Source organism: Massilia litorea (genome assembly GCF_015101885.1).
Taxonomy (GTDB): Bacteria; Pseudomonadota; Gammaproteobacteria; order Burkholderiales; family Burkholderiaceae_D; genus Telluria; species Telluria litorea.
Genome location: NZ_CP062941.1, coordinates 994,701 through 1,009,625, shown reverse-complemented (window position 1 = coordinate 1,009,625; position 14,925 = coordinate 994,701). Strand labels below are relative to the sequence as shown.

General features: G+C 60.0%; 9 protein-coding genes, 2 tRNA genes and 3 rRNA genes. 11 read left to right on the top strand and 3 right to left on the bottom strand.

What is annotated here, in order from left to right:
* The first annotated feature begins 342 nt into the window (after positions 1-342).
* The 10 genes from LPB04_RS04490 (at position 343) to LPB04_RS04445 (ending at position 10,376) form a co-directional block, all read left to right on the top strand.
* Positions 343-1,877, top strand: a 16S ribosomal RNA gene (locus LPB04_RS04490).
* A 76-nt stretch (positions 1,878-1,953) separates the two neighbouring features.
* A tRNA-Ile gene (locus LPB04_RS04485) sits at positions 1,954-2,030 on the top strand.
* Positions 2,031-2,051: 21 nt separating this feature from the next.
* Positions 2,052-2,127, top strand: a tRNA-Ala gene (locus LPB04_RS04480).
* A gap of 225 nt (positions 2,128-2,352) precedes the next feature.
* Positions 2,353-5,226, top strand: a 23S ribosomal RNA gene (locus LPB04_RS04475).
* A gap of 123 nt (positions 5,227-5,349) precedes the next feature.
* Positions 5,350-5,462: ribosomal RNA gene (rrf, locus tag LPB04_RS04470) — 5S ribosomal RNA — on the top strand.
* Together the 16S, 23S and 5S rRNA genes with 2 tRNA genes alongside form the textbook arrangement of a ribosomal RNA operon.
* Before the next feature lie 125 nt (positions 5,463-5,587).
* Positions 5,588-6,277: a response regulator transcription factor gene (locus LPB04_RS04465; RefSeq protein ID WP_193687560.1), complete on the top strand. Its 690-nt coding sequence runs from the start codon at positions 5,588-5,590 to the stop codon at positions 6,275-6,277.
* The gene (locus LPB04_RS04460; RefSeq protein WP_193687559.1) at positions 6,264-7,514 is read left to right on the top strand and encodes a sensor histidine kinase; all 1,251 of its coding nucleotides are present in this window, start codon (positions 6,264-6,266) and stop codon (positions 7,512-7,514) included. Before LPB04_RS04465 ends, LPB04_RS04460 begins: the two co-directional genes overlap by 14 nt.
* 87 nt (positions 7,515-7,601) lie before the next feature.
* A complete protein-coding gene (locus LPB04_RS04455; protein ID WP_227496610.1) occupies positions 7,602-9,242 on the top strand; it encodes a phosphoethanolamine transferase in 1,641 nt (546 codons plus the stop codon).
* Positions 9,242-10,006, top strand: a complete 765-nt coding sequence (locus LPB04_RS04450) for a phosphatase PAP2 family protein (protein WP_193687557.1) — start codon at positions 9,242-9,244, stop codon at positions 10,004-10,006. The genes LPB04_RS04455 and LPB04_RS04450 overlap by 1 nt, the downstream gene beginning before the upstream one ends.
* 70 nt (positions 10,007-10,076) lie before the next feature.
* Positions 10,077-10,376 carry a hypothetical protein gene (locus LPB04_RS04445; protein ID WP_193687556.1) on the top strand — a complete coding sequence of 100 codons (300 nt, stop codon included), beginning with the start codon at positions 10,077-10,079 and terminating at the stop codon, positions 10,374-10,376.
* A 4-nt stretch (positions 10,377-10,380) separates the two neighbouring features.
* On the opposite strand, the gene LPB04_RS04440 is transcribed toward LPB04_RS04445, so the two are convergent.
* Positions 10,381-11,811 (bottom strand): DHA2 family efflux MFS transporter permease subunit, encoded by a 1,431-nt coding sequence (locus tag LPB04_RS04440; protein WP_267878247.1) that lies wholly within the window; start codon positions 11,809-11,811, stop codon positions 10,381-10,383.
* Positions 11,812-11,920: 109 nt separating this feature from the next.
* Complete coding sequence (locus LPB04_RS04435) at positions 11,921-12,478, bottom strand: acyloxyacyl hydrolase (RefSeq protein ID WP_193687555.1); 558 nt, start codon at positions 12,476-12,478, stop codon at positions 11,921-11,923.
* A gap of 105 nt (positions 12,479-12,583) precedes the next feature.
* Between LPB04_RS04435 and LPB04_RS04430 the strand changes: the two genes are divergently transcribed.
* Complete coding sequence (locus tag LPB04_RS04430) at positions 12,584-13,483, top strand: NAD(P)-dependent oxidoreductase (RefSeq protein ID WP_193687554.1); 900 nt, start codon at positions 12,584-12,586, stop codon at positions 13,481-13,483.
* 182 nt (positions 13,484-13,665) lie between these two features.
* Here LPB04_RS04430 and LPB04_RS04425 read toward each other — a convergent pair whose 3' ends face one another.
* Positions 13,666-14,859: a M20 aminoacylase family protein gene (locus LPB04_RS04425; protein WP_193687553.1), complete on the bottom strand. Its 1,194-nt coding sequence runs from the start codon at positions 14,857-14,859 to the stop codon at positions 13,666-13,668.
* Positions 14,860-14,925: the final 66 nt, after the last annotated feature.

The following is a 14,925-nucleotide window of genomic DNA, read 5'->3' as shown; positions in this document are numbered from 1 at the left end:
TGACAGCAGGAAGCCGCAGACTCTGCGGTGTAGCAAAAAAGAAGTCGACGAGAAACAGAAATTGCTTCATAATCTTCTTCCTCTGCTGCTGACGAACAAAACGATTCGCAGAACACAGCAAGGCAGTACCGCCCTCGGCGGGAGCCAAGTTCTTTAACAATTAACAGTCGATAAGTGTGGGCGTTTGATGAAGGTGCCGGCTGACTAGTTCAGCTGATTACTTAAATTATCAAATGTTCACAAAAAAGAAATACGTTGTCTCAGCAATGAGATGACGGTCAGTATTTTGAGTGAGCGACCCGCTAGCAATAGCGGTGGCAGAAATGCCAACAAACAGAGATTGAACTGAAGAGTTTGATCCTGGCTCAGATTGAACGCTGGCGGCATGCTTTACACATGCAAGTCGAACGGCAGCACGGGGGCAACCCTGGTGGCGAGTGGCGAACGGGTGAGTAATATATCGGAACGTACCCAAGAGTGGGGGATAACGTAGCGAAAGTTACGCTAATACCGCATACGATCTAAGGATGAAAGTGGGGGATCGCAAGACCTCATGCTCCTGGAGCGGCCGATATCTGATTAGCTAGTTGGTGAGGTAAAGGCTCACCAAGGCCACGATCAGTAGCTGGTCTGAGAGGACGACCAGCCACACTGGAACTGAGACACGGTCCAGACTCCTACGGGAGGCAGCAGTGGGGAATTTTGGACAATGGGCGCAAGCCTGATCCAGCAATGCCGCGTGAGTGAAGAAGGCCTTCGGGTTGTAAAGCTCTTTTGTCAGGGAAGAAACGGTAGGGGCTAATATCCTCTGCTAATGACGGTACCTGAAGAATAAGCACCGGCTAACTACGTGCCAGCAGCCGCGGTAATACGTAGGGTGCAAGCGTTAATCGGAATTACTGGGCGTAAAGCGTGCGCAGGCGGTTTTGTAAGTCTGTCGTGAAAGCCCCGGGCTCAACCTGGGAATTGCGATGGAGACTGCAAGGCTTGAATCTGGCAGAGGGGGGTAGAATTCCACGTGTAGCAGTGAAATGCGTAGAGATGTGGAGGAACACCGATGGCGAAGGCAGCCCCCTGGGTCAAGATTGACGCTCATGCACGAAAGCGTGGGGAGCAAACAGGATTAGATACCCTGGTAGTCCACGCCCTAAACGATGTCTACTAGTTGTCGGGTTTTAATTAACTTGGTAACGCAGCTAACGCGTGAAGTAGACCGCCTGGGGAGTACGGTCGCAAGATTAAAACTCAAAGGAATTGACGGGGACCCGCACAAGCGGTGGATGATGTGGATTAATTCGATGCAACGCGAAAAACCTTACCTACCCTTGACATGTCAGGAAGCTTGGAGAGATCTGAGCGTGCCCGAAAGGGAACCTGAACACAGGTGCTGCATGGCTGTCGTCAGCTCGTGTCGTGAGATGTTGGGTTAAGTCCCGCAACGAGCGCAACCCTTGTCATTAGTTGCTACATTCAGTTGAGCACTCTAATGAGACTGCCGGTGACAAACCGGAGGAAGGTGGGGATGACGTCAAGTCCTCATGGCCCTTATGGGTAGGGCTTCACACGTCATACAATGGTACATACAGAGGGCCGCCAACCCGCGAGGGGGAGCTAATCCCAGAAAGTGTATCGTAGTCCGGATCGCAGTCTGCAACTCGACTGCGTGAAGTTGGAATCGCTAGTAATCGCGGATCAGCATGTCGCGGTGAATACGTTCCCGGGTCTTGTACACACCGCCCGTCACACCATGGGAGCGGGTTTTACCAGAAGTAGGTAGCTTAACCGCAAGGAGGGCGCTTACCACGGTAGGATTCGTGACTGGGGTGAAGTCGTAACAAGGTAGCCGTATCGGAAGGTGCGGCTGGATCACCTCCTTTCTAGAGTAGCACCGGGTCTTGAACCCAGTCACCAAACGCTCACACTTATCGACTGTTGAACAAAGAACACAGTTTCGGGGCTGTAGCTCAGCTGGTTAGAGCACCGTGTTGATAACGCGGGGGTCGTTGGTTCGAGTCCAACCAGCCCTACCAGGTTATTGGCCAACCCAATAAGGGGGATTAGCTCAGCTGGGAGAGCACCTGCTTTGCAAGCAGGGGGTCGTCGGTTCGATCCCGTCATCCTCCACCATTAAAGTTCAAACGTAAGTCAGCCAGGTTCTGGTTGCGATTTAGGTTTGATCTTTTCGAGATCACTGTTGTTCTGTTCTTTAACAATCTGGAAGAAGTAAAGTTTTTTTAAGCGTGCATGTAAAAGTGCACACTTAGGGTAGTAGTAAGAATCAACAAACATGCAACAAGCTGTACTCCTTGAACTGTAACGCTCCCTGTATAAAAGCAGGGGCTAACGTTATAGGGACAAGCGAATAAGTGCACATGGTGGATGCCTTGGCGATTACAGGCGATGAAGGACGTAGTAGCTTGCGATAAGCTGCGGGGAGTGAGCAAACACACTTTGATCCGCAGATTTCCGAATGGGGAAACCCGGCCTTTAAGGTCATTGCATGCTGAATACATAGGCATGCAAAGCGAACGCGGCGAACTGAAACATCTAAGTAGCTGCAGGAAAAGAAATCAACCGAGATTCCCAAAGTAGTGGCGAGCGAAATGGGAAGAGCCTGTACGTGATAGTCGGACTGATAGTGGAAGCTTCTGGAAATAGGCGCCATAGCGGGTGATAGCCCCGTACACGAAATCAGACCGGTGGTACTAAGCGTACGACAAGTAGGGCGGGACACGAGAAATCCTGTCTGAACATGGGGGGACCATCCTCCAAGGCTAAATACTCGTAATCGACCGATAGTGAACCAGTACCGTGAGGGAAAGGCGAAAAGAACCCCGGGAGGGGAGTGAAATAGATCCTGAAACCGTGTGCATACAAACAGTCGGAGCGGACTTGTTCCGTGACGGCGTACCTTTTGTATAATGGGTCAGCGACTTACATTCAGTGGCGAGGTTAACCGAATAGGGGAGCCGTAGAGAAATCGAGTCCGAACAGGGCGACAGTCGCTGGGTGTAGACCCGAAACCAAGTGATCTACCCATGGCCAGGATGAAGGTGCGGTAACACGCCCTGGAGGTCCGAACCCACTAATGTTGAAAAATTAGGGGATGAGCTGTGGGTAGGGGTGAAAGGCTAAACAAACTTGGAAATAGCTGGTTCTCTCCGAAAACTATTTAGGTAGTGCCTCAAGTATCACCATCGGGGGTAGAGCACTGTTATGGCTAGGGGGTCATTGCGACTTACCAAACCATTGCAAACTCCGAATACCGATGAGTGCGAGCTTGGGAGACAGACGTCGGGTGCTAACGTCCGGCGTCAAGAGGGAAACAACCCAGACCGCCAGCTAAGGTCCCAAAGATTGGCTAAGTGGAAAACGAAGTGGGAAGGCTAAAACAGTCAGGATGTTGGCTTAGAAGCAGCCACCATTTAAAGAAAGCGTAATAGCTCACTGATCGAGTCGTCCTGCGCGGAAGATGTAACGGGGCTAAGCCAGTCACCGAAGCTGCGGATATGCGTAAGCATATGGTAGGAGAGCGTTCTGTAAGCCTGCGAAGGTGTCTTGTGAAGGATGCTGGAGGTATCAGAAGTGCGAATGCTGACATGAGTAGCGATAATGGGGGTGAAAAGCCTCCACGCCGTAAGCCCAAGGTTTCCTGTTCAACGTTCATCGGAGCAGGGTGAGTCGGCCCCTAAGGCGAGGCAGAGATGCGTAGCTGATGGGAAGCAGGTTAATATTCCTGCACCGTCGTATGATGCGATGGGGGGACGGATCGCGGAAGGTTGTCTGACTGTTGGAATAGTCAGTTTCTGCCTCATAGAAGGCGCTTAGGCAAATCCGGGCGCGCAATTCAAGGGGGTGGGACGAGCGGCTTTATGCTGCGAAGCAATCGGAAGTGGTTCCAAGAAAAGCCTCTAAGCTTCAGTCATACGAGACCGTACCGCAAACCGACACAGGTGGGCGAGATGAGTATTCTAAGGCGCTTGAGAGAACTCGGGAGAAGGAACTCGGCAAATTGGTACCGTAACTTCGGGAAAAGGTACGCCCCGGTAGCTTGACCACTTTACTGTGGAAGGGTGAAAGGGTTGCAATAAACTGGTGGCTGCGACTGTTTAATAAAAACACAGCACTCTGCAAACACGAAAGTGGACGTATAGGGTGTGACGCCTGCCCGGTGCTGGAAGATTAAATGATGGGGTGCAAGCTCTTGATTGAAGTCCCAGTAAACGGCGGCCGTAACTATAACGGTCCTAAGGTAGCGAAATTCCTTGTCGGGTAAGTTCCGACCTGCACGAATGGCGTAACGATGGCCACACTGTCTCCTCCCGAGACTCAGCGAAGTTGAAATGTTTGTGATGATGCAATCTACCCGCGGCTAGACGGAAAGACCCCATGAACCTTTACTGTAGCTTTGCATTGGACTTTGAACCAATCTGTGTAGGATAGGTGGGAGGCTTTGAAGCGGGGACGCCAGTTCTCGTGGAGCCATCCTTGAAATACCACCCTGGTTTGTTTGAGGTTCTAACCTTGGTCCGTTATCCGGATCGGGGACAGTGCATGGTAGGCAGTTTGACTGGGGCGGTCTCCTCCTAAAGTGTAACGGAGGAGTTCGAAGGTACGCTAGGTACGGTCGGACATCGTGCTAATAGTGCAATGGCATAAGCGTGCTTAACTGCGAGACCGACAAGTCGAGCAGGTACGAAAGTAGGACATAGTGATCCGGTGGTTCTGTATGGAAGGGCCATCGCTCAACGGATAAAAGGTACTCTGGGGATAACAGGCTGATTCCTCCCAAGAGTTCATATCGACGGGGGAGTTTGGCACCTCGATGTCGGCTCATCACATCCTGGGGCTGTAGCCGGTCCCAAGGGTATGGCTGTTCGCCATTTAAAGTGGTACGTGAGCTGGGTTTAAAACGTCGTGAGACAGTTTGGTCCCTATCTGCCGTGGGCGTTGGAAATTTGAAGGGGGCTGCTCCTAGTACGAGAGGACCGGAGTGGACGAACCTCTGGTGTACCGGTTGTCACGCCAGTGGCATTGCCGGGTAGCTAAGTTCGGAAGAGATAACCGCTGAAAGCATCTAAGCGGGAAACTTGCCTTGAGATGAGATTTCCCGGAGCCTTGAGCTCCTTGAAGGGTCGTTCGAGACCAGGACGTTGATAGGCTGGGTGTGGAAGTGCAGTAATGCATTAAGCTAACCAGTACTAATTGCCCGTACGGCTTGTCCCTATAACCTTAGCAGGTATAGTTCAATTGAATACAGTGTGCTGTTTGTTGATACACACTACCAAACTTTACTTCCTCCAGATTCTGAGTCGCAGTTCATGAGAACTGCGCCTCGTACAAGTCATGCCTGATGACCATAGCAAGTCGGTCCCACCCCTTCCCATCCCGAACAGGACCGTGAAACGACTTTGCGCCGATGATAGTGCTGCAACCAGTGTGAAAGTAGGTTATCGTCAGGCTAGTTATAAAGAAAAAACCCGCTCAGTAATCTGAGCGGGTTTTTTTTCGCCCGCAAAATCGCGCAATTCGGGCAGATTTTCGGCACCGCCCCACGGCAATGGACAGCTCGTCTTACAATAGCCCCATGCGCATTCTCATCGTCGAAGACCATCCCGACATCCTGGCCAACCTGTACGGTTTCCTCGAGGCGAAAGGCCATGTCCTCGACTCGGCCCGTAATGGTTATGCGGCGCTCGCACTCGCCTCGGAAAACGAATACGACGTCATCGTGCTCGATATCGGCCTGCCCGGCTTGAATGGACTTGAACTGTGCGAAAAGCTGCGCGGCGAGCTGTCGATCGCCACGCCAGTCCTGATGCTGACTGCGCGTGACAGCCTTTCGGACAAGGTCGCCGGCTTCGACAGCGGCGCCGACGATTACCTGGTCAAGCCGTTTTCCCTGGTCGAGCTCGACGTGCGCCTGAAGGCGCTGGTGCGGCGTTCGGAAGGGCGCAACGCGGGCAGCAGCAAACTGCGCTTCGGCGAACTGGTGTTCGATCCCGATACCCAGCAGGCCAGCCGTGCCGGCCAGGCGTTCACCCTCACCCGCACCGGTTACATCCTGCTGCACGCTTTATTGAAAGCGGCACCGCGCATTGTCCCGCGCGAGGCCCTCGAGCAGGCGGTGTGGGGCGAAGACCGTCCCGACAGCGACGCGCTGCGCACCCATATCCACGCGCTGCGCCAGGCGGTCGACAAACCTTTTAGCTATCCCATGCTACTCACCGTCCCCGGCGTCGGCTACCGCCTGGCGCTTCCCGATGCGCCCCGCTGATTCCCTGCGCCGGCGCATCGTCGTCGCCTTTGTCTCCTTCGGCATCGTGCTGTCGCTGTTCTTTTCCCTGATTGCCACGGTAGCGGTTGAAGGCGTGGAGATGCACCTGGTCGACAACCGCCTGGCCGAGGTGGCGAAATGGGCGCTGCCGCGCCAGGCGGCCGGGCTGGCGGTCGACCTGCCGTCGGGATTGCGGTTTCAACGCGGCGAAGCGATTCCCCTGTCGCTGCGCGGCCTGCCGCAGGGCGTGTCCGACGTCGACGTCGACGGCGTCGGTCTGCACGTGCTTTCCGGCGCCGATGCGGCCGGTCCGTATGTCGTCGTCGACCATGAAAGCGATTACGAAAAAGTCGAACTCGTCGTGTATTCGATGTTCGCCGTCTTCTTCCTCGGTTTCCTGATCCTGGCGGGCTTCCTGGGCCGCTTCGTCGCGCGCCGGGTCGTCAACCCGATCAGCGAACTGGCTGAGGCCGTCGCCCGCGGCGGCTCGCCGCTCCCCGGGCTCGAGCGCAAGGACGAACTCGGCATCCTGGCGCGCGCACTCGAAGCCCACACCACCGAACTGCGCGCCTTCCTCGACCGCGAGCGCTTCTTCACGGGCGACGTCAGCCACGAGCTGCGCAGTCCGCTGACCGTGATCATGGGCGCGGCCGAGATCCTGATGGCGAATGCCGCGAACGAGGCGATGCGCGCTCCGGCCGAACGGATCTACCGCGCCGCCCACGAGGCGGCCGAATGCGTCACGGTCCTGCTGTTGCTGGCGCGCTCGCCCGAGCTCGGCCGGATGCCGCCGGTACCCGTCGAGGCGATCGCCGCACGCGAAGTGGAACGGTACCGGCCCCTGGTGGCGGATAAGCCCGTCGAGCTCGATTACTACGACGGCCCCGTCTTCGCGATCCAGGCCCCGGCCGAACTGTGCGCCGCCGCCATCGGCAACCTGGTGCGCAACGCCTGCCAGTACACGGAGCAGGGCGCCGTCACGGTCGCCCTGGCCCCGGGGCGCGTCGTGGTCGAGGACACCGGCCCCGGACTGCCCGCCGCCGTGCGTGATACCCTGGCCCGTACCGGCGCCTCCGCCGCCGGCATTCCCTCGCGCGGCTCGGCCGGCACCGGGCTCGGCCTGTCGCTCGTGCTGCGGATCTGCGAATACCTCGGCGCCAGGCTCGGCTACGAAGACCGTCCCGGCGGCGGCAGCCGCTTCACCATCGATTTCGCCGGCGATTTCACGCACTCTTAACGTCCAGCTGACCGCAGCCTGACGCGTCCTTCGCTATTCTCGATGGATACGTGGCCAAGCCTGGCCGCGATGCTTTGACGGATGACCTTGGACAAATTCTTCGCCCGGCGCATCAGCGCGCCCCTTCTGACCCTGGCCGTGGCCTTGCTGCTGGCGTCCGCCGGCAATCTCACGTTCTGGTCGACCCTGACCCGCGCGACGGGCGGCCTGACGCTGAACAACCTGCCGCTGCTGCTCGGTTCCTTCGTCATCATCGTGTTGTTCTTTAACGCCTTCCTGACCCTGGCCAGCTTTCGCTTCATTGCCAAACCGGTCCTGATCGCCCTCGTCCTGATCGCCGCCAGTGCCAGCTATTTCATTGCCGCCTATGGCATCGTCATCGACAAGGCAATGATCCAGAATGTGTTCGAAACCGATACCCGGGAGGCGCTCGAACTCTTCAGCTGGAAAATGGTCCTGACCGTCGGCCTGCTCGGTTTGCTCCCTTCGTTCCTGATCGCGCGCGCGAATGTCGGCTTTCCGCAAGGAGTAAAGGGCCTGCTCAAGCGTTTGGGCATTGCCGGCGGTTCGCTGCTGGTCGCCGTGCTGCTGCTGTTCTTGCTCTTCAAAAGCCTGGCGCCGACTGTGCGTGAACACCGCGAGCTGCGCTTCCTGCTGACCCCTACCAATACCATCCAGGCCGTGCATGGTTACTTGCGCGGCAGGTGGAGCACCCCGGTCGTCATCGCGCCGCTCGGCCGCGATGCCATGAAAGGGCAGACCTGGGTCGGACAAACACGCCGCACGGTAACGATCCTGGTGGTCGGCGAAACGGCGCGCGCCAAGAATTTTTCGCTCAACGGCTACCAACGCAACACCAATCCGCTGCTGGCGCGCCAGGCTGGCCTGATCAACTTCTCGCAAGTGTCGTCCTGCGGCACCGCAACCGCCGTCTCGGTTCCCTGCGTGTTTTCCGCCCTCGGCCGCGAACATTATTCGGAAACCAAGGCCGCCAGCCAGGAGGGCTTGCTCGACGTCCTGGCCCATGCCGGCTTCCAGGTGCTCTGGCGCGACAACAACTCGGGTTGCAAGGGCGTCTGCGCCCGGGTCGGTTTCGAAGACCTGTCGCAAGCCAAGCCGGGCGATCCTTTCTGCGCAGGCGACGAATGCTATGACGAACGCCTGCTGGCAGGCCTGCCCGACCTGATCCGCAAGAGCACGGGCAACCTGGTGGTCGTGCTGCACCAGAAGGGCAGCCACGGCCCCGCCTATGCCCGCCGTTACCCGGCCGGATTCGGGCGCTTCGGCCCGGTCTGCAATACCAACGAATTCGAAAAGTGTTCGCGCGAATCGATCGAGGCCGCCTACGACAACACCATCTTGTACACCGATTATTTCCTGAGCAAGACGATCGACCTGCTGCGCCAGACCGCCTCGAACGAAGGCATCGATACGGCGATGCTGTATTTTTCCGACCACGGCGAATCGCTGGGCGAGAACAACATGTACCTGCACGGCGCGCCCTACATGTTCGCGCCGAGCGAGCAGACCCACGTGCCGATGATGCTGTGGATGTCCGACGGGTTCAGTTCGCGCTTCCACATCGACCGCACCTGCCTGGCGGCGCGCCGCGACCAGCCGATGTCGCACGATAACGTATTCCACTCGGTGCTCGGCATGCTCGACGTGAACACGGCGGTGCTGAACCCGAAACTCGACCTGTTCCGCGCTTGTACCCGGGGTTCGTGATGCCGACCACCACATCAAAACTGGTCAGTGCACGCCAGGCCTTGTTGGTCTGCGCCGGCCTGCTCGCCACTGCCCTCATCATCCTCTGGATCGGGCTTTCTACCGATATCGACCTGATGCTTGCGGACCGCATGTACAACGCCGGTCTCAAGGCATTTACCTGGCGCCATGCGTGGCTGACCGAGACCTTTAGCCATGTAATCCTGAAAACCCTGCTGACGCTGGGAGCGGCGTATTTCATTGCCGCCGCTGTCTGGGATGCCTGGCGTCCCGGCGCCGGGCGCGCGCCAGTGGACCGCTTGCGGCTGCGCGTCGTGGGCCTGTCCGCTATGCTGGTTCCGCTTGTGATCAGTATGCTCAAGCAGGCAAGCGTCGCTCACTGCCCTTGGGACCTGGCGCGCTATGGCGGTACCGAGCCCTATCTGCGTCTGTTCGATGCCCTGCCGCTGGGCGTCCATCCCGGACATTGCCTGCCGGCCGGACATGCATCCAGTGCGCTGTGGCTGGTGTCGCTCTGCGTGTACTGGCTGCCGCGCCGGCCTCAGGGCGCGCGCCTGGTGGCGCTGGCAGCGATGCTGTTCGGCGGCCTGGTCGGCTGGATGCAGCAATTAAGAGGCGCACATTTCCTGACCCACACGCTGTGGTCGATCTGGCTGGCCTGCGCCGTTGTGCTGGTCGTGATCGTCGCGCTGCAGTGGCGGCCGGTGCGGCGCGAGGCAGCGGCGTCCGATTACCTGACCGATACGGTCGAAGAAGCGGGCTGATTGTTTCAGCTCAGCGCGCTCTATTTTCCATGCGGCAAACTTCCCAGGTGATGACCACTTGGAGATGACGATGCACGCTGCCCCCGAACCATCCGCCCTGGCCGACAAACTGGCCGCCCCCTTGAATGCGATCGTCTCGCGGCACCGGGCTTCGCTGATGCCGATGTTGGGCGGCAGCGAGGCCGCGGCCCGCGCGGCGCTGGCGAACGACGAGGCCGTGCGCAAGGTCGCCGTCTTCTGTTATCCCCTGCTGCCCGGCATCCTGCGCCTGGCGGTCAAGGAGCCGGCCTTCGTCGGCTTCGTCATGCACAACCGCGAAAGGGTGCTGGCGCGGCTGACGGTCGACCCGGCGCCCGCCACCGGTACCTGAATCGCTACTGCGCCACCGGCTCGGCCTCTTTGGCGACGGCACGGCCGCGGCTGATGCTGTCGCCATCCTTGCGGCGCAAGCGCCAGAAAATCGCCGCCGACAGTACCGTCATGACGGCCAGGGCCCAGAAGGCGTGGTGCAGGGCGCCGGTCACCAGCACCTGATTGGTCTGCGGCACGCGGCCCAGGAACCAGGCCGTCACCAGCGATCCCGCCGCCAGGCCGAAACTCATCGACAATTGCTGGAACGAGCTCGAGATGGTACTTGCCATGCTCGTGTCGCCGGCCTCGATGTCGGCATAGGCCAGCGTGTTCATGCTGGAAAACTGCAGCGAATTGAAGAAGCCCTGCATCAGGCTAATGCAGACGATGGCGGCCAGCGGCGTTTCCCGCCCGACCAGGCCGTACAGGGCGATCGTCAGGCCGATAAACAAGGTATTGAATACCAGCACCTGGCGGTAGCCGAAGCGCGCCAGCACTTTTGGCGCGATCAGTTTCATGCCCATCGCCGCCGCTGCCGACGGCATCATCAGCAAGCCCGACTGCCAGGCCGGCAAGCCCAGGCCCAACTGGTAGAGCAGGGGCAGCAGGAAGGGCAGGCCGCCGACGCCGAGGCGGGTCACGAAGCCGCCGACCACCGAGATCCGGAAGGTGCGCACCTTGAGCAGGGCCAGGCGCAGCAGCGGGAACTTGATGCGGCTCGCATGCCAGGCATAGGCGGCAAGCAGGCCGACCGAGACCGCCAGCAGCAAGATCATCGTCGGGACGCTCTGGGTATGCTCGCCGAAGATTTCCAGCAGCCAGGACAGGATGGCGGTACCGGAACTGAACAAGATCAGGCCGAGGACGTCGAGCGGACGGCGCTCGTCGCCGTGGTAGTCCGGCATGTGGCGCCAGACCAGATACATCGCAATCAGGCCGAACGGCACGTTGATGAAGAAGATCGCGCGCCAGGAGGTCCAGTGCACCATCAGGCCGCCCACGGTCGGGCCCAGCAGGGGGCCGATCAGGGCCGGGATGATGACGAAATTCATGGCCCCGAGCAGTTCCGATTTCGGGAAGGTGCGCACGATCGCCAGGCGCCCGACCGGCATCATCATCGCTCCGCCCAGCCCCTGCAGCAGGCGCGCGGCCGTCATCATCTGCGCATTCGGCGCCAGGCCGCACAGGACCGAGGCAAGGGTAAAGATGCCGATCGCGATGAGAAACACGCGGCGCGTGCCGAAACGGTCGGCCATCCAGCCACTGACGGGAATGCCGACCGCAAGGCCCAGGATATAACTGGTGACGACCGATTTCAGGCTCAGCGGCGTGACCCCGAGGCTGAGCGCGATGCTGGGAATGGCGGTATTGACGACGGTGGCGTCGAGCTGCTCCATGAACAGGGCAGTGGCGACCAGCCAGGGCAAATAGGTTTTGACGGTGGAACTGTTCAAACGGGCCTCATCCGGTGGGTGCGCATGCCTCTCCGGATTGTCACATAAATCATGAGATGCCGATTTCAAGCGGACGCCGTCTTGACGGCATCCGCCTGTGACTGGCTGGTCAGAACTGGTAGCGGGCGCTCGCTACCAGCAAGTTGACGCCGCTGTTCGGGCGCTTGATGCTGGCGTTCGAATAATGCTGGAACTTCAGGCCGAGATCCCATTTGTTCGCGGTGACATAGCCGATGCCGATGTGGTCGCCGAACTGGAAGGCGGTCGACAGCCGGTTGTCGCTGTTGTTGTACAGCTCGGAGAACAGGTTGGCGCCGATGCCGCCTTCGGCATACCAGCCGAGCTTGTCGTCGCGCTGGTAACGCAGCACCGGCGTGATCCCGACCACGGCCAGGTTCTGGTGCTGGCCGTCCACGTTGCGGTAAGCCGTGCCGCGCCAGTAGGCAGCCGACAGGTCCCAGTAGCCCGACAGGTGGCGCCCGTTCGAGGCGAACCACTGCGCATCCCAGTTCTTCTGGACCGCCAGGCGGCCGATGCGCACTTTCGAGCCGGAGCCGAACTCGACCGAAGCAGAATCGATCCAGCCGTTGTCGGCAGCGCTTGCACGGCCCGCGAGCAGGGCGATGGCGAGTCCGGCAAGGGTGGCAATTTTTTTATTAGAGGCCATAATTGCTTTCGTAAAGGTATACGCCAGTCCACGCTGGCGAATCCAAATATTGTACTAGCGCGAACAAAAGCACGTAGCGCACATCATGAATTCGAAAGGAACCGCATGCCGCATCCCCTTGTCGCCGTCCTCGGCATTGGCCTGATGGGCCGCCCGATGGCCGCCCGCCTGGCCGAAGCCGGCTTCGCCCCGCGCGTCTGGAACCGGACCGCCGCCAAGGCGCAGCTGCTGGCCGGACTCGGCGCCGTTCCCTGTGCTTCGGTGGAAGAAGCCGTGGCCGGCGCCGCCATCGTGATCTCGATGCTGGAAGCGGGGCCCGCCGTCGGCGCGACCATCGAGGCGGCCCTGCCGGCGCTGGCGCCGGGCGCCCTCTGGATCGACATGAGTTCGACGCGCCACGACGAGGCCCTGGGCTTCCATGCGCGCCTGGGGGCCCACGGCATGCGCTTCCTGGACGCGCCGGTGTCGGGCGGCGTCGGCGGCGCCGAGGCGGGCACGCTGGCGATCATGGCCGGCGGCAGCCTGCACGATTTTCAGGAGGCCGCGCCCGTGCTCGCCGTCCTCGGCAGCGCCCAACTCGTCGGTCCGAACGGCAGCGGCCAGGTCGCCAAGCTGTGCAATCAACTGATCGTCGGCGCCACCATCAACGTCGTCGCCGAGGCCCTGCTGCTGGCGCAGGCGGCCGGCGCCGATCCGGCGGCCGTGCGCGATGCGATCCGCGGCGGCTTCGCCGGCAGCCGCATCCTCGAGGTACACGGCCAGCGCATGCTGGACCGCAATTTCATGCCCGGCGGGCAGGTGAAAAGCCAGTTAAAGGATATGCACAATGTGCTGGCGGCAGCAGCGGAGGCGGGGTTGGTGTTGCCGCTGACGAGTGCGGCGGCACGCAGTTACGAGTCGATCGAAGGAGAGTTCGGCAGTGCCGATCACGCGGCGGCTTTGTTGGCGCTGGAGCGGATCAATCCGGGGCAGCGCGTTGGCAGCGGGCCGGATTTGTTGCCGTAGCGGGTGAGCAGAGGTACAACGCGTGGGCTCGAGAGCCCACCCTACGTTACGCTGAACCCCGTGGCTGCGGTGCACCGTACGGGGTCATTGATGCCAATGGCATCAATGACGGGTTCACCGGGCTCTCGAGCCCACGCGTTATCATCGCCCGCACATCGGCGCCCTCACACATGGCGGCAACATCAACCGACCGGCAACCCCGTCTCGACCAACTTCACCCAATAACTGGCCCCGATCGGCAGCAACTGGTCATTGAAATCATAACTCCCGTTATGCAGCTGGCACGGTCCTAAGCCATGCCCGCCCGACCGGTGCTCGCCATCGCCGTTGCCAATAAAGACATAGCACCCCGGCTTCGCCTGCAGCATGAAGGCGAAATCTTCCGCCCCCATGGTCGGTTCGACCTTGACGTTCACATTGGCGTCGCCCACCACGGCGCGCATCGCCTCGACGGCGAACGCGGTCTGCTCCGGATGGTTGACCAGCGGCGGATAGTTGCGCTTGAAGCCGAAATCGACGCCCGCATTGAAGCCGGCCGCGATCCCCTTCGCCATTTGCTCCATGCGCTGCTGGATCAAATCGAGCACCTCGGTCGAGAAGGTGCGCACGGTGCCGATCATCACGGCTTCGTCGGGAATGACATTGGTGGCGCTGCCCGCGTGGATCTGCGTGATCGACAGCACCGCGGTGTCCAGCGGATTCTTTTCGCGCGAGACGATGGTCTGCCAGGCTTGTGCAATCTGCACCGCCACCATCACCGGATCGATGCCGCGATGCGGTTGCGCCGCATGCGCGCCTTTCCCTTTGACCACCACGCGAAACTCGTTACTGGACGCCATCATCGGCCCCGGGATCACGCCGAAGCTGCCCGCCGGCAGGCCCGGCCAGTTGTGCATGCCGTAGACCGCCTCCATCGGGAATTGTTCGAACAGGCCGTCCTCGATCATGCGCCGGGCGCCGGCGCCGCCTTCTTCGGCCGGCTGGAAAATCAGGTACACCGTACCGTCAAAGTTGCGGTGACGCGACAAATAGTGGGCTGCACCCAGCAACATCGATGTATGACCGTCATGGCCACACGCATGCATCTTGCCGGGGTGGCGCGACGCATGGTCAAATGTGTTGAGTTCCTGCATCGGCAGCGCATCCATGTCGGCGCGCAGGCCGATCGCACGGCTTGAGCTGCCGTTCTTGATGATGCCGACCACGCCGGTGCCGCCGAGCCCGCGCACGACGGGGATGCCCCAGTCGGCCAGGCGCGCGGCGACGACGTCGGAGGTGCGGTGCTCTTCGTAGCAGAGTTCCGGATGGGCGTGCAGGTCGCGGCGGATTGCTTCCAGCTCGGCCTGGAACGCGAGGATGGGTTCCACGAGTCTCATCTTGTTCTCCCTGTGTACATGGACGTAATTGCAAGGTCTGTGAACCATTGTAGCCCGCCTCAACGT

Bases quoted from the DNA above. Each gene is read 5' to 3' on its own strand.
- LPB04_RS04465 (WP_193687560.1), top strand. From the start codon at position 5,588: ATGCGCATTCTCATCGTCGAAGACCATCCCGACATCCTGGCCAACCTG.
- LPB04_RS04460 (WP_193687559.1), top strand. From the start codon at position 6,264: ATGCGCCCCGCTGATTCCCTGCGCCGGCGCATCGTCGTCGCCTTTGTC.
- LPB04_RS04450 (WP_193687557.1), top strand. From the start codon at position 9,242: ATGCCGACCACCACATCAAAACTGGTCAGTGCACGCCAGGCCTTGTTG.
- LPB04_RS04445 (WP_193687556.1), top strand. From the start codon at position 10,077: ATGCACGCTGCCCCCGAACCATCCGCCCTGGCCGACAAACTGGCCGCC.
- LPB04_RS04435 (WP_193687555.1), bottom strand. From the start codon at position 12,478: ATGGCCTCTAATAAAAAAATTGCCACCCTTGCCGGACTCGCCATCGCC.
- LPB04_RS04430 (WP_193687554.1), top strand. From the start codon at position 12,584: ATGCCGCATCCCCTTGTCGCCGTCCTCGGCATTGGCCTGATGGGCCGC.
- LPB04_RS04425 (WP_193687553.1), bottom strand. From the start codon at position 14,859: ATGAGACTCGTGGAACCCATCCTCGCGTTCCAGGCCGAGCTGGAAGCA.